The 19994-nt window shown below is 63.3% G+C and carries 22 protein-coding genes; 15 read left to right on the forward strand and 7 right to left on the reverse strand.

Annotation, left to right across the window (positions count from 1 at the left end):
• Positions 1-2: 2 nt before the first annotated feature.
• From cyoE to ccoS, 10 genes are all read left to right on the forward strand, one after another.
• Positions 3-899, forward strand: coding sequence for a heme o synthase (gene cyoE / locus B059_RS0104405; protein ID WP_018077036.1), 897 nt, complete (start codon positions 3-5; stop codon positions 897-899).
• A gap of 83 nt (positions 900-982) precedes the next feature.
• The gene (locus B059_RS0104410; protein WP_018077037.1) at positions 983-1447 is read left to right on the forward strand and encodes an RrF2 family transcriptional regulator; all 465 of its coding nucleotides are present in this window, start codon (positions 983-985) and stop codon (positions 1445-1447) included.
• On the forward strand, positions 1444-2037 hold the full coding sequence (locus B059_RS0104415; protein ID WP_018077038.1) for an SCO family protein: 594 nt from the start codon (positions 1444-1446) through the stop codon (positions 2035-2037). The genes B059_RS0104410 and B059_RS0104415 overlap by 4 nt, the downstream gene beginning before the upstream one ends.
• A gap of 122 nt (positions 2038-2159) precedes the next feature.
• Positions 2160-3614, forward strand: a complete 1455-nt coding sequence (ccoN, locus tag B059_RS0104420; protein WP_018077039.1) for a cytochrome-c oxidase, cbb3-type subunit I — start codon at positions 2160-2162, stop codon at positions 3612-3614.
• A 17-nt stretch (positions 3615-3631) separates the two neighbouring features.
• Entirely contained in the window at positions 3632-4378 is a 747-nt protein-coding gene (gene ccoO, locus B059_RS0104425) for a cytochrome-c oxidase, cbb3-type subunit II (protein WP_018077040.1), read from the forward strand.
• Between the two features lie 24 nt (positions 4379-4402).
• Positions 4403-4588: a cbb3-type cytochrome oxidase subunit 3 gene (locus tag B059_RS0104430; protein WP_018077041.1), complete on the forward strand. Its 186-nt coding sequence runs from the start codon at positions 4403-4405 to the stop codon at positions 4586-4588.
• Positions 4585-5505 carry a cytochrome-c oxidase, cbb3-type subunit III gene (ccoP, locus tag B059_RS0104435; RefSeq protein ID WP_018077042.1) on the forward strand — a complete coding sequence of 307 codons (921 nt, stop codon included), beginning with the start codon at positions 4585-4587 and terminating at the stop codon, positions 5503-5505. The genes B059_RS0104430 and ccoP overlap by 4 nt, the downstream gene beginning before the upstream one ends.
• An 84-nt stretch (positions 5506-5589) precedes the next feature.
• The gene (gene ccoG, locus B059_RS0104440; RefSeq protein WP_018077043.1) at positions 5590-7026 is read left to right on the forward strand and encodes a cytochrome c oxidase accessory protein CcoG; all 1437 of its coding nucleotides are present in this window, start codon (positions 5590-5592) and stop codon (positions 7024-7026) included.
• Positions 7023-7799, forward strand: a complete 777-nt coding sequence (locus B059_RS0104445) for a FixH family protein (RefSeq protein WP_157273600.1) — start codon at positions 7023-7025, stop codon at positions 7797-7799. The genes ccoG and B059_RS0104445 overlap by 4 nt, the downstream gene beginning before the upstream one ends.
• Entirely contained in the window at positions 7796-8020 is a 225-nt protein-coding gene (ccoS, locus tag B059_RS0104450; RefSeq protein ID WP_018077045.1) for a cbb3-type cytochrome oxidase assembly protein CcoS, read from the forward strand. Before B059_RS0104445 ends, ccoS begins: the two co-directional genes overlap by 4 nt.
• 257 nt (positions 8021-8277) lie before the next feature.
• On the opposite strand, the gene B059_RS19860 is transcribed toward ccoS, so the two are convergent.
• The 5 genes from B059_RS19860 to ftsY form a co-directional block, all read right to left on the reverse strand.
• Positions 8278-9093, reverse strand: a complete 816-nt coding sequence (locus B059_RS19860; RefSeq protein ID WP_018077047.1) for a DUF3943 domain-containing protein — start codon at positions 9091-9093, stop codon at positions 8278-8280.
• 165 nt (positions 9094-9258) lie between these two features.
• Positions 9259-10104 carry an RNA polymerase sigma factor RpoH gene (rpoH, locus tag B059_RS0104465; protein WP_018077048.1) on the reverse strand — a complete coding sequence of 282 codons (846 nt, stop codon included), beginning with the start codon at positions 10102-10104 and terminating at the stop codon, positions 9259-9261.
• 86 nt (positions 10105-10190) lie between these two features.
• Positions 10191-11099: a permease-like cell division protein FtsX gene (ftsX, locus tag B059_RS0104470; protein WP_018077049.1), complete on the reverse strand. Its 909-nt coding sequence runs from the start codon at positions 11097-11099 to the stop codon at positions 10191-10193.
• Positions 11096-11758 carry a cell division ATP-binding protein FtsE gene (gene ftsE, locus B059_RS0104475; protein WP_018077050.1) on the reverse strand — a complete coding sequence of 221 codons (663 nt, stop codon included), beginning with the start codon at positions 11756-11758 and terminating at the stop codon, positions 11096-11098. The genes ftsX and ftsE overlap by 4 nt, the downstream gene beginning before the upstream one ends.
• A complete protein-coding gene (gene ftsY, locus B059_RS0104480; protein ID WP_026177307.1) occupies positions 11755-12777 on the reverse strand; it encodes a signal recognition particle-docking protein FtsY in 1023 nt (340 codons plus the stop codon). The genes ftsE and ftsY overlap by 4 nt, the downstream gene beginning before the upstream one ends.
• Before the next feature lie 138 nt (positions 12778-12915).
• Between ftsY and B059_RS0104485 the strand changes: the two genes are divergently transcribed.
• From B059_RS0104485 to B059_RS0104505, 5 genes are read left to right on the forward strand one after another with little or no spacing between them, the layout of a single operon-like run.
• Positions 12916-14265, forward strand: a complete 1350-nt coding sequence (locus B059_RS0104485) for a M16 family metallopeptidase (protein WP_038058171.1) — start codon at positions 12916-12918, stop codon at positions 14263-14265.
• Positions 14255-15580 (forward strand): M16 family metallopeptidase, encoded by a 1326-nt coding sequence (locus tag B059_RS0104490; protein WP_018077052.1) that lies wholly within the window; start codon positions 14255-14257, stop codon positions 15578-15580. Before B059_RS0104485 ends, B059_RS0104490 begins: the two co-directional genes overlap by 11 nt.
• Entirely contained in the window at positions 15570-16145 is a 576-nt protein-coding gene (gene rsmD / locus B059_RS0104495) for a 16S rRNA (guanine(966)-N(2))-methyltransferase RsmD (RefSeq protein ID WP_018077053.1), read from the forward strand. Before B059_RS0104490 ends, rsmD begins: the two co-directional genes overlap by 11 nt.
• A 3-nt stretch (positions 16146-16148) precedes the next feature.
• A complete protein-coding gene (coaD, locus tag B059_RS0104500) occupies positions 16149-16631 on the forward strand; it encodes a pantetheine-phosphate adenylyltransferase (RefSeq protein WP_018077054.1) in 483 nt (160 codons plus the stop codon).
• A gap of 18 nt (positions 16632-16649) precedes the next feature.
• The gene (locus tag B059_RS0104505) at positions 16650-16901 is read left to right on the forward strand and encodes a YfhL family 4Fe-4S dicluster ferredoxin (RefSeq protein ID WP_018077055.1); all 252 of its coding nucleotides are present in this window, start codon (positions 16650-16652) and stop codon (positions 16899-16901) included.
• A gap of 4 nt (positions 16902-16905) precedes the next feature.
• On the opposite strand, the gene B059_RS0104510 is transcribed toward B059_RS0104505, so the two are convergent.
• Positions 16906-18870 (reverse strand): dynamin family protein, encoded by a 1965-nt coding sequence (locus B059_RS0104510; RefSeq protein WP_018077056.1) that lies wholly within the window; start codon positions 18868-18870, stop codon positions 16906-16908.
• 74 nt (positions 18871-18944) lie between these two features.
• The gene (gene mutM, locus B059_RS0104515; protein ID WP_018077057.1) at positions 18945-19757 is read right to left on the reverse strand and encodes a bifunctional DNA-formamidopyrimidine glycosylase/DNA-(apurinic or apyrimidinic site) lyase; all 813 of its coding nucleotides are present in this window, start codon (positions 19755-19757) and stop codon (positions 18945-18947) included.
• Between the last annotated feature and the right edge of the window lie 237 nt (positions 19758-19994).

Genomic DNA, 19994 nt, shown 5'->3' on the forward strand with positions numbered 1-19994 from the left:
ATATGGAATCCTTGATGATCCAGGGCACGGCCTGCCGCTGCCAGCAGTTTCTGGCGCTATGCAAGCTGCGGGTGGTCAGCCTGATCGTGTTCACGGCGGTGATCGGCATGTTTCTCGCCGTGCCGGGCTGGCCGGGCTGGAATACGCTGTGGGCGGGAACGCTGGGAATCGCGCTGGTGGCCGGCGCGGCAGCGGCGTTCAATTGCCTGATCGAGCAGAAAATCGATGCTGTCATGGCGCGCACACGCGCCCGCCCGCTGCCCCGCGGCGAGCTCACCCGGACGCAGACACTGGTGTTTGCCGGTACGGTGGGAGGCGCCGGACTCTACCTGCTGAACGTTTTTGTCAATCCGCTCACCATGTGGCTCACGCTGGCCACCTTTGTCGGCTATGCGGTCATTTATACCGTGGTTCTGAAGCCGGCTACACCGCAGAACATCGTGATCGGCGGGGCTTCCGGCGCCATGCCGCCCGTGCTTGGATGGGCGGCGGCCACCGGCGAGATCCATCATGACGCCTTACTGCTGTTTCTGATCATTTTTGCCTGGACGCCGCCGCACTTCTGGGCGCTGGCGCTCTACCGGCGCGAGGAGTACGCCAAGGCCGGACTGCCGATGCTGCCGGTGACGCATGGCGAAGCCTATACCCGCCTGCATGTGCTGCTTTACACCCTGCTGCTGTTTGCTGTCACCATGCTGCCGGTCGGGACCGGCATGGGCGGCTGGATTTATCTGCTCGGTGCGGTGTTGCTGGGAGGCCGCTTCATTCAGTACGGCTGGCGGCTCTACCGCCAATACAGTGACGCCTTGGCGAAAGAAACTTTCCGCTATTCCATCTGGTATCTGAGCGCGTTATTCGCGGTCATGCTGGCCGACCACTACTTTCAAATACCCATTTGATTTATATGGAGTAATTAAGCCCGTATCTGGATATTAGGACAGGATTGTTTTATATTGTGCCAATTCACTCACAGGGGCACGAGATGATCCTCTCCCGAACCAGTCAATATGCCGTGCAGGCGCTGATTTACATGGCTACCCAGCCAGGCGCCACGCCCGTGCTGAACAAGGATATCGCCGCGGAACTTGGCGTACCTGCGCCCTATCTGGCAAAAATTCTGCAGAGCCTGGCCAAGGGCAGCCTGCTGTTTTCCTTTCGCGGCCGCTTGGGCGGTTTCTGTCTGCGCGAAGACGGCGACAAAATCACCCTGATGCAGATCCTGCTGCTGACCGAAGGGCCGGCGTTTACCCAGAGCTGCCTGCTGGGGCTGAAGAAATGCAGCGACGAAACCGCCTGTCCGCTGCATTTTCGCTGGGTTCCGGTAAAGAAAAAAATCATCGACCTGCTGCAGGAGACGACATTGGAAAAACTGGCGAAAGCCGTTGAATCCGGTAAATACCGGCTGGCCGACGTTCCGGGGCAGCTGTTCGAGCAGATCAAGGTGTGACCGGCTGGCTCGCCGCAGCCGGCGTCATGGCTGCACTCGCATTGGCGGGTTGTCAGCCCGTCCCGCAACCCCCGGTATTCCAGGCGACCGATATCACCGGTGCCGCCTTCGCACGCGATTTCAGACTGACCGACCACAATGGCCAAGTGCGCACGCTGGCAGACTTCAAGGGCAAGGCCGTCGCCGTTTTCTTTGGCTATATCCACTGTCCGGATGTCTGCCCTACTACGCTGTCGGATTTTGCAGCGGCATTGCAGCTGCTGGGGCAGCAGGCGGGGCAGGTGCAGGTGATTTTCGTGACGGTGGATCCGCAGCGCGATACCCCGGACCTGCTGAAGCAGTTTGTGCCGGCCTTCAACCCGAGCTTTCTGGGAATGTCCGCCGATGCGGACACGCTGAGGCGGCTGGCGAAGGAATACAAGGTGGTCTATCAAAAAACCGCGGTCAAAGCGGCGGACGACTATTTGATCGACCATAGTGCCGGGACCTATGTCTATGATCTTAAGGGGCGTTTGAGGCTGCTCATGCCTTACGGAAGTAGCCCGGATGCGATCGCGCAAGATTTGAAAGTCTTATTGGCAGCACCCTGAACAGGGCCTTCCAGCTTGCGGGCTACCTGCCCTGCATCATATAATCTTGCAGTTTTTAATATAAGCATATGCTGCTTTAGGCGCGGCGGTACGCGCCATTTCGGGTACAACAGGAGCGGTCGATGGCGGTAACCACATATTCCGGTGCGGAGCAGTACAACTTTGATATCGTAAAGAAATTTGCCGTCATGTCGCTGGTCTGGGCAGTGATCGGCATGCTCGTGGGGGTGTATATCGCCTCCGAGCTGGCCTGGCCATTTTTGAATTTCGATAGTCCGTATTTCTCGTTCGGGCGCTTCCGACCGGTTCACACTACCTCGGTGATTTTCGGTTTTGGCGGATCGGCGCTGTTTGCCACCTCCTATTATGTCGTCCAGCGTACCTGCCAGACCCGGTTGATTTCGGACGGCATGGCCAGTTTCACCTTCTGGGGCTGGATGGCGGCCATCGTGCTGGCCGATTTCAGCTATGTGCTGGGTTACACCCAGTCGCGCGAGTACGCCGAGATGGAGTGGCCGATCGACATCCTGATCGAGCTCGTGTGGGTCACCTATCTGATCGTGTTCGTCGGCACCATCATGCGCCGCAAGCAGCCACATATCTATGTCGCCAACTGGTTCTACCTGTCCTTCATTCTGGCGACCGCGCTGTTGCATACCTTCAATAACCTGGCCATGCCCATCGATCTGTTTTCGATGAAATCCTACAGCCTGTTCTCCGGCACCCAGGATGCGATGACCCAGTGGTGGTACGGCCATAACGCCGTGGGCTTCTTCCTCACCGCCGCCTTCCTCGGCATGATGTACTACTTCGTGCCGAAGCAGGCCGGCCGCCCGATCTACTCCTATCGCCTGTCGATCGTCCACTTCTGGGCGCTCTCGTTCATGTACATGTGGGTGGGGGGCCACCACCTGCACTGGACCGCGCTGCCCGACTGGACATCGTCGCTGGCCGCCGCTTTCTCCATCCTGCTGCTGATGCCCTCATGGGGCGGCATGATCAACGGCATCATGACGCTGTCCGGTGCCTGGGACAAAATGCGCACCGACCCGGTGATGCGTTTCATGATCGTCGCCCTGTCGTTCTACGGCATGTCGACCTTCGAAGGTCCGATGATGTCGCTGAAAGAGGTCAACGCGCTGTCGCACTACACCGACTGGACCGTGGGCCACGTGCACTCCGGCGCGCTGGGCTGGGTGGCGATGATTTCCTTCGGCTCGTTGTATCACATGATGCCCAAGCTGTGGGACACCAGGATCTACAGTCGCCGGCTGGTCGAGTGGCACTTCTGGCTGGCCACCATCGGCATCGTGCTGTACATCGTCGCGATGTGGATTTCGGGCATCACCCAGGGCCTGATGTGGCGTGCATTCGACGAGTTCGGCAACCTGCAGTATTCGTTCGCCGAATCCGTCGCGGCCATGATGCCCTTCTACGCGATGCGCGCCATCGGCGGCATGTTCTTCCTCACCGGTACCGTGCTGATGGCGTTCAACATGTTCATGACCATTCGCCAGGGCAAGCGCGAAAGCGCCGCACTGGACGCCAAGCTGGCTGCCAAGATGGCGCATGCATGAATCAGGGAAGATAAAACATGAACTTCAACTTCAAACACGAATGGATTGAAACCAACATCGGCCTGATGGCCGTGTTGACCATGCTGGCGATCAGCGTCGGCGGCCTAGTGGAAATCGCGCCGCTGTTCTTCATCGACAAGACCATCGAAAAGGTCGAGGGCGTGCGTCCCTACACCCCGCTGGAACAGCGCGGCCGCGATATCTATCAGCGCGAGGGCTGCTACACCTGCCATTCCCAGATGATTCGCCCGTTCCGCGACGAAAAGCTGCGTTACGGACATTACTCGCTGGCGGCGGAATCGCAATACGACCATCCCTTCCAGTGGGGCTCCAAGCGCACCGGTCCGGACCTGGCGCGGGTGGGGGGCAAGTATTCCAACGAGTGGCACGTACAGCATCTGGTCGCGCCGCGCTCGATGGTGCCCGAGTCGGTGATGCCGAATTACCCCTGGCTGCTGGCGACCAAGCTGGATATTTCCGACACGGCGGCCCGCATGAAGGCGCTGCGCAAGGTCGGCGTGCCGTATTCGCTGTCGCAGGCCGAGTACGACGCCAACGTGGCCAAGTTCGGCGAAACCGTCGCCAGGCAGCTGCATATTCCCGATGCGCAGAAAAACCTGGTCGAGCAGGCCAACTTCGGCAACTACGACGGTGATCGTTCCGGCGTTTCCGAGATGGACGCCCTGGTGGCCTATCTGCAAGTGCTGGGCACCATGGTCGATTTCAGCAAATACAGCGACGACGCATTCGTCGATGTCCGCTGATCGAACGCAGCCGGGGATTTTAAGATGGAATGGCTGATGTGGTTTTCCAGGCCCGAAAACACCAAGCCTTTGGCCCTGATTATTTTTTTCGTTACCTTTATCGGCATCGTGGTCTACGTCTACGGTAGCAAAAAGCGGAGCAAGCGACTCGAGTCGTACCGCGACATACCGTTTCTGGACGATCAGGAAGGCACGAAGGACAAGCAATGAGCGAGCAAAAACTACAATCTCAAACTGTGCAAACCACCGGTCACGCCTGGGACGGCGACCTGCAGGAGTACAACAACCCGCTGCCGGTGTGGTGGGTCTACACTTTCTACGCCACGGTGATCTTTTCCATCATCTACTGGGTCATCTATCCGTCGTGGCCGATCGGCAAGGACTGGATCGGCGGACTCTCGAAAATCACCTATGTGAACAGCGCAGGCGAAACCAGGACGCACAGCTGGAACACCCGCGCGCTGCTGCTGAAAGACCTGAACCAGGCGGCGGCCGAGCAGAAGCCCTATTTCGACAAGGTGTCGTCGATGTCTTACGAGCAGATCGCCAAGGACCCGGAAATGAACGGCTTCATTCTGTCCGCGGGCAAGGCGCTGTTTGCCGACAACTGCGCACCCTGCCACCAGGCCGGTGGCCAGGGCGTGGTCGCTTTCTTTCCCAACCTGACCGACGATGACTGGCTGTACGGCGGCTCGTTCGACAAGATTCATGAAACGCTGATGGGTGGCCGCCGTGGCTACATGCCGGCCTTCAGTGACGTGCTCGCCGGCGAACAGATCGACCAGCTGGCAAACTATGTCGCCAAGCTGTCCGGCATCGGGCACGACGCCACCAAGGCGGCTGCCGGCGACGTGCTGTTCCACAGCGAGACTGCCGCCTGCTATTACTGCCACAGCAGCGATGCCAGGGGCCGCAAGGACATCGGCGCGCCCAACCTGACCGACAACATCTGGCTGTGGGCCAACGTGCCGGCAACCGACGCTGCCGAGGGCAAGGTCGCGGCCATTCGCAGCGTCATCGCCAATGGCCTGAACAAAGGCGTGATGCCCGCCTGGGCCGGCCGCCTTTCGCCTGAACAAATCAAGGTTCTGACAGTCTATGTTCATGAACTGGGCGGCGGGCAGTAAGGCCGTCGACTGAGGAAATAAGCAAAGCCCCCGTTCACGGGGGCTTTTGTTTCCCGTATATCCCCGCATATCCACTTATCGCACATGCAGACAGGCTTAGAAGACCAGCTCGGGCTCTATCAGAAGCGCATCCCCATCTTCACCCGCTCGGTGAAGGGGCGTTTCCGACGTTTCAAGACGTCGGTGCTGGTGCTCGCCTATGCGATCTATTTCCTGTTGCCGTGGCTGCCGTGGTCGCGGCTGGATGCGCCTGCGCAGGCGGTATTGTTCGACCTGCCCGGACGCCGGTTTCTGATCTTCGGACTGACGGTTTATCCGCAGGACGTCATCTGGCTGGCACTGCTGCTGTTCATCGCCGCCATCCTGCTGTTCTTCGTCACCGGCCTGGTCGGGCGCGCGTTTTGCGGCTACTTCTGTTTCCAGACCCTATGGACCGATTTCTTCATCTGGATCGAGCATGCGATCCAGGGCGAGCGGCCAGCGCGGGTGCGCCTCTATCGCCAGCCGTGGAATCGCGAAAAAGTACTCAAGATCGGTAGCACCCATGCCTTGTGGCTGCTGGCGTCGTTCTGGACCGGCCTGACTTTTGTCGCCTATTTTGCCTATGCGCCGCAGCTGGTGGTGGCCTTCTTCACTGGCCAGGCCGCCGCTGCCGCCTACATCACGGTCAGCATTCTCACCTTGTCCACATACGCTGCCGCCGGCCTGATGCGCGAGCAGATCTGCACCTATGTCTGCCCGTATGGTCGTTTTCAGAGCGTGATGTACGAAGCGGAAACGCTGGCCGTTCATTACGACGCCAGACGGGGTGAAGCGGCGCATGGACGGGCGGCCGCGCGCGCCGGCCAGCGCACCCTGGCCGAACGGCGCGACAAGGGGCTGGGCGACTGCGTCGATTGCGGTCTGTGCGTCCAGGTCTGCCCGGTCGGCATCGATATTCGCGATGGCCTGCAATACAAATGCATCTCGTGCGGTCTGTGCATCGACGCCTGCAATACCATCATGGATTCGTTCAGTTTTCCGCGCGGCCTCATCCGCTACGATTCGGAAAAGAATCTGGCCGCGGCAACGCCTGCTGCGCCCAGGGTGCAATGGAAGCGCCTGAAAACCGTTGGCTACGGCGTAGCGCTGATTCTGATGACGTCGTACCTCGCCTACAGCATCGGCACACGCGGCAGCTTCGACCGTGCGGTCAACCAGATCCGCCAGCCACTTTATGTGGTGCTATCGAACGGCGACATCCGCAACCGCTACCAGATTCGCATCACCAACAAGGCGGGGCAGGACCAGACCTACGTGATCAGCGCACGCGGCATTCCTGCGAACGCACTCGATCTCGGTAATTTCCGTGAAATCACCGTCAAGCCCGGCCATAGCGGACTGGTGCAGGCCAGCGTGCGACTGGCCCCTGCGCTGGCGGCACAGACGCAAGGCTTCGAATTGATCATCACGCCGTCGGGCAAGGGCGCTGAAGCGCGCAGCGAATCCGTCCGTTTCGACAGTCCCGGGAAGCGTCCATGAACACAATGACCACACTATTTGGCGGACTGGTGGCGGTGTTCGCCCTGTACGCCGCCGGGGGCGTGGTTCGCGGCCTGTCGCCGATGCTGCGCGCTGCGCTGGCAGGGGTCATTCCGCTGGTCACGTATTTCGCGCTTATCGTGGGCCACTGGCCGGGACTGGATGTGGTGGCCATACACATCTCGGTTTTCCTCGCCGCGGCGCTGGTTCTGTTCGCCCTGACCCAGTTCCGGCGGCGCGACGCCGGGCGCATGCACTGGGCGCCCAAATTGCTGACCGCTTTTTTCATCGGTCTGGTGCTGATCAATGCCTCCCTGCTTTACATCGCAAACAAGGGCCTGCCCGAGCCCATCGCACGCTGGTGGCTGGGGGGCGACGGCAATGCGGTCTACAGCGGCTTTTCCGGCGTGGTCGCACATGGTCAGGGCGCGGCCAAGGCGGTGTCGTCGGCGCTGAGCGAAGCGCACCGCGAGTCGCAGCTCGGCTGGCAAGTCGAGATGAGCGGACTGGACGACCCCGGCAACACGCGTCCGCTACAGGTCCGGGTGCGGGACCGCACCGGGCTGCCGGTCGATCGCGTGGAGGCCGAATTACGCTTGTCGCGGCCGGGCGCTGCAGCGCCCGCGCTGATCCTGCCCATGAGCAGCGTCGAGGCGGGGGTGTATGTCGGGGCGCTGAAGGTGCCCGCCGCAGGCCGCTGGCTGGTTGAGTTGCGGCTGTTGCGGGATGGCGAGGTGCATTACCACGGCACCCAGGAGCTGGTCGTGCCATGAGTGGCATCCTGGGGTTTCTGTTTCTGCTGTCGGGGGTGTTCGTGCTGCTGATCATCGTGGGGGTGTTCTGGTCGATCAAAAGCGGCCAGTTCGACGATCTGGAAGGGCCGGCCGAACGCATCCTGATGGACGACGACGACCCTTTGCTGCCGACCCGCCGCCTGGGCGGCAAGGACGACGATCCAAGCGGGCACCAGCAGTACCCAAACGGGCACAAGTAAATTAAAATCGATCAACTTTGAATGGAGTACGCACAATGAAACAGCTTCTGACTTTTCAGGGTTTTCCCATGGTGGTGGTGGTGGCACTGATCGTTTGGTCATGGATCAGCATTCTTTCCGTGGTGATCGGTTCGCTGTTCTGAATTGAGCCGCAAAACAAAAAGCCCCGCTGTTGCGGGGCTTTTTGTTTTGCGGGGTGCGATGCGGGTTTCCGCAGAGGCTCCGGTCCAACCGGAACCCGCAGCTCCCCAGTCCAGCTACCAGTCGGCGCTGAATTGCAGGCCCCATGCAGGCGCAGCACTGCGTGAATAGGCTCGCGTATCCAAGGGTTCGCCGCCGGCTCCGGTAGCCAGTGTGGGCATGCGCTGGCCGATGGGCTGCAGGCGCAGTGTCGTTTCTACTCCCAGTAAACGGTCGGTTTCCGCACTCAGCACGCCCAGCGGATCGGTGATGAACAGAGTGGCCTTGTCCGCCCAGTCAAGTTTCCCTGGTTTGGCACGGATACGCTTGCGCAGCGGCGAAAAAATGTACTCGCCGACGAGTGCGCCGACCACGGGCGTCACCACCAGATCCTGGATGGATACGGGTTCGGCCAGCGCTTCGGCACCATATTCCCAGAGTGTCGATAGCAGCGCGGAATACAGGAAAGCCTGGGTCCGCTCCAGGCCGCGTTCGCGCGCCCGTACGTAATAAGCACCACCCCAGTAAGGATGCAGGACGTAATTGATCCACCAGCGGTCGGTGTCCCACACCGGCTCGCTGACGTTGTTGCGCCATTTACTGAAACTGTAGTCCTGTTTCGCTTCGCGATCCCAGCCTGAAACGCTTTCCGGGGCCAGGTACAGCACGGCCACGCCGGCAAATTGGTAACCGAGGAAATAGGCGGTATCGCGGCCGACGCCTCGCCAGTCAGGCCGGGTGTCCAGCGACCCCTGCCAGCGGTATCCGTAGGGCTGGGCTGTCGCGTCTTGCTGTTGTGCTGCAGGGTCAGGGCTGCTGGCGGGTGTGTCCAGAGACGCCGCCAGCAATGCGGGGCGCGGCCCCCACGTCATAGCGGCAAATTCGGCGGCCATCGAGCCGCCCGCTGCGGGCAGGCTGACAGCGAAGCCGAGGCAAGCGCAAACCCAACGCCGTATACCCGCCAGTCCGGTCCCGCTTCGAGGAATAAACGGGCACACTGCGAATATTCTGGCGTGGGAGCCTGGATGGCCGAAACCGGAGGGCGCCGGAAAATCGGATCAGGCGGGGATCGCGGCGCGCATTTTTTGCAGCGCGCGGGCTTCGATCTGGCGTATGCGCTCGGCCGACACGCCATATTCAGCAGCGAGTTCGTGCAGGGTCGCCGTTGCGCCCTCGCTCAGCCAGCGCGCTTCGATGATGCGGCGGCTGCGCTCGTCCAGGTTCTCCAGCGCGGTGGCCAGACCGCTATGGCGCAGGCGTTCGGTCTGCTTGCGCTCCAGCAACTGCGCCGGGTTTTCGTCCGGACTTGCCAGATGCGCCAGCGGGTTGTAGCCCTCTTCGCCGTCGTCCACCATCGGATCGATCGACACATCGTGTCCCGACAGGCGGGTTTCCATCTCCAGCACGTCCTTGCGGCTGACGTTGAGTTCGCGCGCCATGGCGTCGGCTTCCTGCGTCGTCAGGGCTTTCAGCGAGTGTTTCAGGCTGCGCAGGTTGAAAAACAGTTTGCGCTGTGGTTTGGTGGTTGCCACCTTGACCAGACGCCAGTTTTTCAGCACGTATTCGTGGATTTCAGCGCGGATCCAGTGCAATGCAAACGACACCAGGCGCACGCCGCGATTGGGATCGAAGCGCTTCACCGCCTTCATCAGGCCGACATTGCCTTCCTGGATGAGGTCGGCATGCGGCAGGCCATAGCCCAGATAATGCCGCGCCACGCTGACCACCACGCGCAGGTGGGAGACCACCAGCTGGCGTGCTGCCTCGACGTCCTGCTTGTCGTGCCAGGCACGCGCCAGGCGTTGCTCGTCCTCCAGGCTGAGCATGGGATAGCGGTTGACTGTCTGGATATAGCTATCCAGGCTGTAGGCTGCGGGTATGGGTAAAGCGATCGTTTGGCTCATGGTTACGAATACTCCCTTGCGTGTGATTCTAGCACTCACGGCATAAGAGTGCTAAGGAGGCGGAGGGTTCCGCAAATGGCAATGGATCAACGTGCCAGCATGACCTGGCGGAGCGTGCGCGTCACCGTGAGCCAGGCGCCAAGCCAGCCAGACAGAGTGGTCAATCCCAGCACAATGGCCATTTCGGCCGCCGTCGGCGGCAGCAGATGAAAAGTCGAGCCGTACAAGCCCGCCAGCTGCTCGACGGGCGCGCGCAGTACCCAAGCCGCCAGCGCCAGCACGCCGCCCGCCGCCAGGCCGCCCAGCAGGCCTTGTAGTGCCCCGAGATAAAGGAACGGACGGCGAATATGGCGGTCGGTTGCGCCGATCAGGCGGCTGACCTGGATTTCGTCGCGGCGGGCCAGAACCAGGGCGCGGATGGCGTTGCCCGAGATGGCGATGAGCGCAATGGCAAACAGTCCGGCCAGCAGCCACACGACGCTGCGTCCGATGACGAGTGCGGCCTGCAGGCGCTCGGCCCACTGGCTGTCGAGATGGGCTTCAGCCACGCCAGGAAGCCTACCCAGATCGGCCGCGACTCGTGCCCGTTCCTCGCGTGAGCTTGCCCGGGAATGCACCACCCAGGCGTCCGGCAGCGGGTTCTGCGTCAGGCCGGCGGTGATGTCGGTCAGGTCCTGCGCTGCACTGAGCGCGGCCAGCGCGTCCTCCTTGGGCACATAACGGGCCTGCGCGATATCCGGCTGCTGCAGCCGCGCGGCGATAGCCTGCTTGTGTGCGGCCGACGCCTCGGCGTCGAGGAACACGCTGATTTCCGGCTGCGCCGGCAGGTCGCCCGCCAGCCTGCCGAGATTGCCGAGCGCCAGATACAGTCCGCTGGGCAGGCTGATCGCCACGCCCATCGCCAGTGCGGTGAGCAGGGTGGCGACCGGCTGGACGCGCAGGCGGTGCAAGGCGGCGGCCAGCGCGTGCTTTTGATGGCGCAGCCAGCCGATCATGCAGACGCCCTTTCGACCTTGCCGTGATCGAGCCTGAGCGTGCGGCCGCCCAGCGCGGTAATGGCGCGGTCGTCGTGGGTGGCGATGACCAGGGTGGTGCCGACCTGATGGAAGTCGCGGAACATGGCCATGATGTCGGCGGCGTAGCCGGCATCGAGGTTGCCGGTGGGTTCGTCGGCCAGCAGCAGGGCGGGGCGGCTTACCAGGGCGCGGGCGATGCACAGGCGCTGCTGTTCGCCGCCCGAAAGGCTGATCGGATTGGCCTTCTCGCGATTCAACAGGCCGACCTTGTCGATCACCGCGCGCGCGCGCTTGAGCGACTCGCGGCGGTCGAAACCGGCGATGTCGAGCGGCAGCATCACGTTGTCGATCACGTTGCGGTCGAACAGCAGCTTGTGATCCTGGAACACCAGGCCGATGTTGCGGCGCAGATACGGTACGGCGCGTTGCGACAGGCGGTTGATGTTCTGGCCGCTGACCGACACCACCCCGCTGGTGGGCCGTTCGATGGCGGCGATGAGCTTCAGCAGGGTGCTCTTGCCGGCGCCGGAATGCCCGGCCAGGAAAACCAGTTCGCCCTGCTCGATGGCGAGATCGACGCCGGACAGGGCCTCATGCCCACCGGGGTAGCGTTTGGTGACCTGACTGAAGCTGATCATGCAGCGAACACCGCCTCGACGAACTCGCGCGCGTTGAATGGTCGCAGGTCGTCCACGCTTTCGCCTACGCCGATATAGCGCACCGGGATCGGCTGTGCCGGGCCTGACCGGGCCTGGGCGATGGCGGCGATAGCGCCGCCTTTGGCGGTGCCGTCGAGCTTGGTGAGGACGAGGCCGGTGACGCCGAGCGCATCGTCGAATGCCTTGACCTGCGTCACCGCGTTCTGCCCGGTGTTGGCGTCGAGCACCAGCAGCACTTCGTGCGGTGCGCCGGGAGCGGCTTTTTCGATCACCCGCTTGACCTTCCTGATCTCTTCCATCAGGTGCAGCTGGGTCGGCAGGCGGCCGGCGGTGTCGGCCAGCACCACGTCGATGCTGCGTGCCCGCGCGGCCTGGATGGCGTCGAAGATCACCGCGGCGGAATCGCCCTTTTCCTGGCTCACCACGGTGACGTTGTTGCGCTCACCCCAGACCTGCAGCTGCTCGCGCGCCGCGGCGCGGAAGGTGTCGCCCGCCGCCAGCAGTACCGACAGGCCCTGCGACTGATACAGCTTGGCGAGCTTGCCGATAGTGGTGGTCTTGCCGGCGCCGTTGACGCCCGCCAGCATGAGAATGAAGGGCTTGTGCGGGGTGACGTCGAGCGGCGCCTGCAGCGGGGCCAGCAGGTCGACCAGTGCCTGCTGCAGCGCGGCCTGCAGGTCGGAGGCTTCGGTCAGCCCCTCGCGTCGCACCTTCTTCTGCAGGGTGTCGAGCAGCGCCTGGGTCGCATCGACGCCGACATCGGCGGTGATGAGGATGGTTTCGAGTTCCTCGAACAGTTCGGCGTCGATCTTGCGCCCGACACCGAACAGGCCGGAAAGCTGGCCGCCCAGCCGGTCGCGGGTTTTGGCAAGCCCCTGCTTCAGTCGCTGCGCCCAGCCCGGGCGCGGCTCGGCCGGCTGCGGGGCGGTGGCTTCGGCCGGCGCGTCAGGGACAGCCGGTTCGGCGGCAGGGGGTTTGGACTTGAAGAAACTAAACACGGATAAAGGCGGTCAGCACAGCTGTTTGACGGACGCGGTATCTTATCATTCAGGCAGTCGACTCCACACGGGCTTCGGCCAGCAGTGGGTCGGCATCCTTGGGGATGCATTCAATCAGAGGTGAACGACATGGTCGGCATGCGGGGAATGTTGCTGGCGCTGCTGGTAGGCAGCGCACAGGCGGCGGTGACGGATGTCACGCTGGACAATGGGTTGCGGGTGATCGTGCAGGAAGACCACCGCGCACCGGTGATGGTGTCGCAGGTGTGGTACCGCGCGGGATCGATGGACGAATTCAACGGCACCACCGGCGTGGCGCACGTGCTCGAACACATGATGTTCAAGGGCACGCAGACAGTGCCGCCGGGCGAGTTCTCCAGGCGCATCGCTGCCGCCGGCGGCCGTGAGAACGCCTTTACCAGCCGCGATCACACGGCGTATTTCCAGCAGATGCAGAAAGACCGGCTGGCGCTGTCGATGCAGTTGGAGGCCGACCGCATGGCCAACCTCGTCATCAGCGACGCGCTGTTCGCCAAGGAAATCCAGGTGGTGATGGAGGAACGCCGGCTGCGCACCGACGACCAGCCGCAATCGGTGGTGTACGAGCGCCTGATGGCGACGGCCTACCAGGCGCATCCCTACCGCCGCCCCATCATCGGCTGGATGGACGATCTATCGAACATGACCGGACAGGACGCGCGCGACTGGTATGCGCGCTGGTATGCGCCCAACAACGCCACGCTGGTGGTGGCGGGCGACGTCAAGGCCGACGAGGTGATCGCACTGGCCAAGCGTCATTTCGGTGCGCTGCCGGCGCGCGCGCTGCCGCCGCGCAAGCCGCAGGACGAGCCTGCGCAGCTTGGCGAGAAGCGCATCGTGGTCAAGGCGCCGGCGCAGCTGTCCTATCTGCTGATGGCCTGGCATGTGCCCACGCTCAAGGATTGGGAGCAGGACACCGCGCCGTACGCGCTGCAGATTCTCGCGGGCGTCCTCTCTGGCAACGATTCGGCGCGGCTGCAAAAATCGCTGGTCAAGACCCGACAGATCGCGGTGAACGCGAGCGCGGGTTACGACGCCGTTGCACGCGGGCCGGGCATGTTCATGATCGACGCGACACCGGCGCCGGGCAAATCGGCAGCGGCGCTGGAAAAAACCATCCGCGAGGAGGTGCGGCGCATCCAGCGCGACGGCATCAACCAGGCGGAACTCGCGCGGGTCAAGGCGCAGGTCATCGCGGCTGACGTCTATCAGCGCGATTCGCTGTTTTATCAGGCCATGCAGCTGGGCGAGTACGTGACCGCCGGCCTGCCGCCCGAGGCGCTGGCGCGGCGGGCCGACAAGTTGCGCGCGGTGACCGCCCAGGAGGTACAGGCCGCCGCTCGGCAGTGGCTGCAGGACGACCGGTTGAGCGTAGCCGAGCTCGACCCGCAGCCTCTCCAGGCCAAGGCGCAGCGCGCCGCCATGCCGGGAGTGCGCCATGTCAATTAAGGCCATCTCGATGCAACGCTTCTTTTTCGTCCTGCTGCTGAGCCTGCCGCTGTCGGCGCAGGCTGCGCTGGCCATCCAGCACTGGCAAACGCCGCAGGGCGCGCGGGTGGTCTTCGTCGAAAGCCACGAGCTGCCGATGCTCGATATCTCGGTGGATTTCCCCGCCGGCAGTGCGCGCGATCCCGCCGGCAAGGCAGGGCTTGCCCATCTGACGCACGGCCTGCTCGATCAGGGCGCGGGCGGCCTTTCCGATACCGCCATCGCCCATCGCCTGGCCGATGTGGGGGCCGTGTTGTCGGGGAGTCTCGACCGTGACCGTGCCGGCGTCACGCTCCGCACCCTGTCGTCCGCCGCCGAAAAGACGGCCGCGCTCGAGATGCTGGCGCGCGTGCTGCAACGGCCCGATTTTCCGCAGGCGGTGATCAAGCGCGAGAAACAGCGCCTGATTGCCGCCATCCGCGAAGCCGAGGCCGATCCCGGCACGGTTGCCGGCAAGGCGTTTTATCGCGCGCTCTACGGCACGCACCCTTATGCGCACGACGAGGCGGGCGACCCTGACGCCATTGCACGGCTGACGCGGGGCGATCTGCAGGCGTTTTATCGCGCGCATTACAGCGCGTCCAACGCCGTGATTTCGCTGGTCGGCGACATTCCCCGCGCCGAGGCCGAGGCCATCGCCGCGCGCCTGGCGGCCGGTTTGCCCAGGGGCGCGGCGGTGCCGCCGCTGCCCGGCCCTGCGCCTGCCGCAGCATCGGCCACGCGCATTGCCCATCCTTCCACGCAAAGCCATGTGCTGGTAGGGGCGGTGGGCGTGGCGCGCAGCGATCCCGATTACTTCCCGCTGTATGTCGGCAACTATGTGCTGGGCGGCGGCGGCTTCGATTCGCGGCTGATGCGCGAGGTGCGCGACAAGCGCGGTTACGCCTACAGCGCCTACAGCTATTTCATGCCGATGGTTGAGGCCGGACCGTTCCAGCTCGGCCTGCAGACCAAGCTGGAGCAGACCGACGACGCGCTCAAGGTGGCGCAGGCGACGCTGCGGCAGTTCATCGCCGACGGCCCCAGCGAGGCTGAACTCGACCAGGCCAAATCCAACCTCACCGGCGGATTTCCGCTGCGCATCGACAGCAACAGGAAAATCCTCGATTACCTGGCGGTGATCGGCTTTTACCGGCTGCCGCTGGATTATCTGGATACCTGGGTCGCCAAAGTCGAGGCAGTCGACGTGGCAGCGGTGAAACAGGCGTTTGCCCGCCGCATCGATCCCGACAAACTGGTGACCGTGGTGGTGGGGGCGGCGGGCAATGCTCGCTAAACGCGCGCCGCCGCAGCGGGCGCACGGCGCGCCCAACCGCGTGCGCATCATCGGCGGGCAATACCGCCGGCGGCTGCTGGATTTTCCCGACAGCACCGGTTTGCGTCCGACCCCCGACCGCGTGCGCGAGACGCTGTTCAACTGGCTGGGGCAGGATCTGCCCGGCTGGATTTGCCTGGACCTGTTTGCCGGCAGCGGTGCGCTGGGTTTCGAAGCGGTGTCGCGCGGGGCGGAGCGCGTCGTCATGATCGAGCGCGATTCCAGGGCGATCGGTGCGCTGGAAAAAAACCGTGCCACGCTCGGCGCCAGCCAGGTCGACATCCTGCGGGCCGATGCACTGGCTTGGCTGGCGAACAGCCGCGAAACCTTCGATCTGATTTTCGTCGACCCGCCGTTCGACAGCGGACTGGCCGGAGCGGCACTCGCCGAACTGGCGCGCCATCTCAAACCCGGTGGCCAGGCGTATATCGAGCAGGCGGACCCGGTGGTCGCGCCACCGGGGCTGATCGTCCACCGCAGCGGGCGCGCGGGGCGCTCGCATTTTGCGCTCCTCGTTAAGGAATAAGCGATGCTGACCGCTGTCTATCCCGGTACTTTCGATCCCATCACGCGCGGCCATGAAGACCTGGTGCGGCGTGCGGTACGGCTGTTCGATCATGTCGTGGTCGCGGTGGCCGAGTCGCGCAACAAGCGCCCTTTCTTCAGTATGGAGGAACGGGTGGCGATGACGCGCGACGTGCTGGCCGACGTGCCGCAGGTACGGGTGGAAGGCTTTTCCGGCCTGCTGATCGACTTTGTCGCCGAACAGGGGGCGATTGCGGTGTTGCGGGGATTGCGTGCGGCGTCCGACTTCGAATACGAATTCCAGCTGGCGGGGATGAACCGCAATCTCAAGCCCGATATCGAAACGCTGTTCCTCACCCCGTCGGATCAATACATGTTCATTTCCGCCAGCATGATCCGCGAGATCGCGCAGTTGGGCGGCGACGTGACGCCCTTTGTCCACCCATTGGTGGCGCGGCGATTAAGTGAGAAAATAAGCAGAAACTGATATGACCCGGAGAATGCCATGTCGATGATGATCACGGACGAATGCATCAATTGCGACGTCTGCCTGCCCGAATGCCCCAACGAAGCCATTTCCCAGGGCGATGAGATCTATATCATCGATCCCAACAAGTGCACCGAGTGCGTCGGCCACTTCGATACGCCGCAATGCGTGGAGGTGTGCCCGGTCGACTGCATTCCACTGAATCCGGATTACCCTGAAACGCGGGAGCAATTGCAGGAGAAATTCCTGCGCCTGACTGCTGGCAAGTAAACGCTCAGGCCATTCTGGCCAGCTGCGCCGCGTCCAGCTCGCCGGTCAGGGCATCGGCGACGCGCATGTTGATGCGCGCCAGATGCTCCAGTTGATCACTTACGGTACCGCTTGACGCGTCCAGTTCAGCGATGCGCTCGTCCAGCGTTTCGGTCGCGGCGTGAATGCGGCTGACGCTATCCAGCCGGCGCTTCAACTGGCTCTTGTGTTCCCGCACCTGGGTTTCCATCGGTGCGATCAGCGCCTTCAGCCAGGCTTCGGTCTCGCTGTTGGCCAGTTCGAATACCTGCACCACCTTGCTGGCGAGCGTTTCGAAAAAGCGCGTGGTCAACTGGCTCTGGCCCACGGTCAGCATCTTGAACACGGTGTTGAAACGTTCGTCGAAGATACGTTCCAGCCGCGCCATTTCCTTGCGGTATTTGCGCAGGCTGTGGTCGGGCGGGTTGACCGCCGCCAGCCCGTGTTCGTCGCTGAATTTCTGGTACATCGCCGTCATCATGGCGCGGATTTCCTGAATGAGCGCGGCAGCGGCATCCAGATTGCCATCCAGCTGGTGGAAGAAACGCCCCATCGCATCGAGCAGGCCGGTGCTGAAGCGGCTTTCCTCCATCGCCTGCCGGGCGAGGCGCACCTCGCTGCCCAGTGTCCGCATGCCCAACCGCTGGCGTAGCGCATCGACCTGCGAAGCGTACACATTGCGTAGCGCGTTGAACTGCTGCAGGCCATGCTCGAACTGCTGCTTGTCCTCGTTGGCCTTGACCATCATGTGCTGGATGACGTCGCGGTTCTTGCCGCGCAGCCCCTGCAGTTCCTCGATCTGATCCTGGATGCCGGCGAGCCGTGTTTCCAGGAGCTCGGTGGCCCTGATCACAACGTCCTCCACCACCGCCTGGGCTGACTCGCTGACCAGCGCCTGCTTGCAGGGGAGCAGTTCCTGGGTCAGGGCCGCCTCCAGATCAGGCAGCCGGCTTTTCGCCAGCAGGGCTGCATCGCCACGCACCTTGGCGACCAGCGCCTTATGCGCCGACACCGGGTAAACCTGGGCGGCCGGCAGGTCGAGCAGCGCAGCGCTGCCGGCGACCTGCCTGGCGATTTCGGCGTCGATTTCGGGCGGCGTCTTGAGTTCGTCCCACAGTCCGTCGATCTTGTTCAATACCACCAGCCGGGCCCGGCTGGCGGCCTGTACCGGCGCGATGTGCTGGCGCCAGATTTCGATGTCCGATTTGGTGACCCCGGTGTCGGCGGCCAGCAGGAACAGGACCGCATGGGCGTTGGGTAGCAGGTTGAGCGTCAGTTCCGGTTCGGTGCCGATGGCATTGAGTCCCGGCGTGTCGAGAATGACCAGGCCCTGCTTCAGCAGCGGATGCGGAAAATTGATCAGCGCGTGACGCCAGCGCGGAATCGCAATGCTGCCGTCGCGCGCCAGGTTGCGCGCGGCTTCCTCGTCCAGGGGGTTGAGCAGGCCGTAGGCCTCGGCGGTGGCCGCGTCGACGTCGACCGTGTCGGCCAGTTGCATCAGCGTCGCACTCATGTCGTCGGCGGAATCGAGATTGAGCGGAAATTCGGTCCAGGCGGCAGGGTCGTGCTTGAAGTCGCCGATGCTGCCTGCGCGGGTCTTGGTGTCGATCGGCAACAGCCGCAGTGACGGCCGCAGGGTGGGGGTGTAATACAGCTCGGTGGGGCACATGGTGGTGCGCCCGGCGGACGACGGCAGCACGCGCTGGCGGTAATCCGAAAAGAAAATCGCGTTGATCAGTTCGGACTTGCCGCGCGAAAACTCGGCGACGAAGGCCACGTTGAGCGTGTCTTCCTGCAGGCGGCCCAGCAGCTGGCCAAGCCGCATCCCGGATTCGGCGTCGCCCAGTTGCTGCGTGTCGAGCCAGTCGCGCAGCGCTTCGATGCGCACGTACACGGCGTCGCGCCAGGCGCTGTAACGCTCGAATTCGTCAACCAGGGTGGTCGGTTTCATGCGGGGGATCACCGGGTAAGTCACGGTCAGTTAGCGACATGTTAATGACAAACTTGATCGATGCGGCAGGTGGCTCAATGCTGGCAGCAGGGACAGTAGAAGCTCGCACGCTGGCCCTGCACGATGCGGCGTATCGGGGTGGCGCAGACCCTGCACGGCTGGCCCGCGCGGTCGTAGACCCGTGTTTGCAGCTGGAAATAGCCGAGTTCGCCGCTGCTGTGGACGTAATCGCGCAGCGAACTGCCGCCCGCGGCGATGGCCGCTGTCAGCACCTGCTTGATCGCCGCCGCCAGCCGTGCGCAGGCGGGGCGGCTGAGGCGGCGCGCGGCGGTGGCGGGACGGATGCCGGCGTGAAACAGCGACTCGGATGCGTAGATATTGCCGACGCCGACCACGACCCCGGCATCCATGATGACCTGTTTGATGGCGGTACTACGGCGTCGACACTGCGCGTGCAGGTAGGCCGCGTCGAACGCCGAAGTGAGCGGTTCCGGCCCGAGATGGGCCAGCAGCGGATGCCGTGCCGCGTCGTGGGTCCACAACACCGCGCCGAAGCGGCGCGGGTCGCGCAGCCGCAGCGTGGTGCCGTCGTCGAACACCCAGTCGATATGGTCGTGCAGGGCGGCGGGCTCGCCGGGCTCTGCAAAGCGCAGGCTGCCCGACATGCCCAGATGCACGATCTGGGTCGCCGCGCCAAAGTCGAACAGCAGGTATTTGCCGCGCCGGCAGATATCCCTGAGCATCAACCCCGCCAGCAGCGTTTCCAGATCGTCCGGTACCGGCCAGCGCAGACGTGGGTTGCGTATCGCAATGCGCGCGAGCGTACGACCTTGCAGACGCGGCAACAGCCCCAGGCGGGTGGTTTCGACTTCGGGTAATTCAGGCATGGCGCGATCGGGATCGAGTATGGCGTGGCAGTAAACAGGGCGTCGATGCAAGGCCGGCATCGTTCACGAAGTGGGCCCGCAAGCCGGAGCTGGACCGAACTTCATATTCTAGGGCCTATTAACGCTCGTTTCACCCCTGCGCCGGGGCGGTTTCCGGCGTGCCCGGATATTGAACAGGCGCATTCTCTCTTGCCGTTGTGCCCGACGGCGTCGGCAGGCCATTCACGGTGCCAGGCA

Source organism: Thiobacillus denitrificans DSM 12475 (genome assembly GCF_000376425.1).
GTDB classification, from domain to species: Bacteria; Pseudomonadota; Gammaproteobacteria; order Burkholderiales; family Thiobacillaceae; genus Thiobacillus; species Thiobacillus denitrificans.

Coding starts and splice junctions, on each gene's coding strand:
- ftsE (WP_018077050.1), bottom strand. CDS start 11,758: ATGATCAGCTTCAGTCAGGTCACCAAACGCTACCCCGGTGGGCATGAG.
- cyoE (WP_018077036.1), top strand. CDS start 3: ATGGAATCCTTGATGATCCAGGGCACGGCCTGCCGCTGCCAGCAGTTT.
- B059_RS0104510 (WP_018077056.1), bottom strand. CDS start 18,870: ATGAAACCGACCACCCTGGTTGACGAATTCGAGCGTTACAGCGCCTGG.
- B059_RS0104445 (WP_157273600.1), top strand. CDS start 7,023: ATGAACACAATGACCACACTATTTGGCGGACTGGTGGCGGTGTTCGCC.
- rsmD (WP_018077053.1), top strand. CDS start 15,570: ATGCTCGCTAAACGCGCGCCGCCGCAGCGGGCGCACGGCGCGCCCAAC.
- B059_RS0104430 (WP_018077041.1), top strand. CDS start 4,403: ATGGAATGGCTGATGTGGTTTTCCAGGCCCGAAAACACCAAGCCTTTG.
- ftsX (WP_018077049.1), bottom strand. CDS start 11,099: ATGATCGGCTGGCTGCGCCATCAAAAGCACGCGCTGGCCGCCGCCTTG.
- B059_RS0104485 (WP_038058171.1), top strand. CDS start 12,916: ATGCGGGGAATGTTGCTGGCGCTGCTGGTAGGCAGCGCACAGGCGGCG.
- B059_RS0104410 (WP_018077037.1), top strand. CDS start 983: ATGATCCTCTCCCGAACCAGTCAATATGCCGTGCAGGCGCTGATTTAC.
- ccoS (WP_018077045.1), top strand. CDS start 7,796: ATGAGTGGCATCCTGGGGTTTCTGTTTCTGCTGTCGGGGGTGTTCGTG.
- mutM (WP_018077057.1), bottom strand. CDS start 19,757: ATGCCTGAATTACCCGAAGTCGAAACCACCCGCCTGGGGCTGTTGCCG.
- rpoH (WP_018077048.1), bottom strand. CDS start 10,104: ATGAGCCAAACGATCGCTTTACCCATACCCGCAGCCTACAGCCTGGAT.
- ccoO (WP_018077040.1), top strand. CDS start 3,632: ATGAACTTCAACTTCAAACACGAATGGATTGAAACCAACATCGGCCTG.
- ccoN (WP_018077039.1), top strand. CDS start 2,160: ATGGCGGTAACCACATATTCCGGTGCGGAGCAGTACAACTTTGATATC.
- B059_RS0104505 (WP_018077055.1), top strand. CDS start 16,650: ATGTCGATGATGATCACGGACGAATGCATCAATTGCGACGTCTGCCTG.
- B059_RS0104490 (WP_018077052.1), top strand. CDS start 14,255: ATGTCAATTAAGGCCATCTCGATGCAACGCTTCTTTTTCGTCCTGCTG.
- ccoP (WP_018077042.1), top strand. CDS start 4,585: ATGAGCGAGCAAAAACTACAATCTCAAACTGTGCAAACCACCGGTCAC.
- coaD (WP_018077054.1), top strand. CDS start 16,149: ATGCTGACCGCTGTCTATCCCGGTACTTTCGATCCCATCACGCGCGGC.
- B059_RS19860 (WP_018077047.1), bottom strand. CDS start 9,093: ATGGCCGCCGAATTTGCCGCTATGACGTGGGGGCCGCGCCCCGCATTG.
- ccoG (WP_018077043.1), top strand. CDS start 5,590: ATGCAGACAGGCTTAGAAGACCAGCTCGGGCTCTATCAGAAGCGCATC.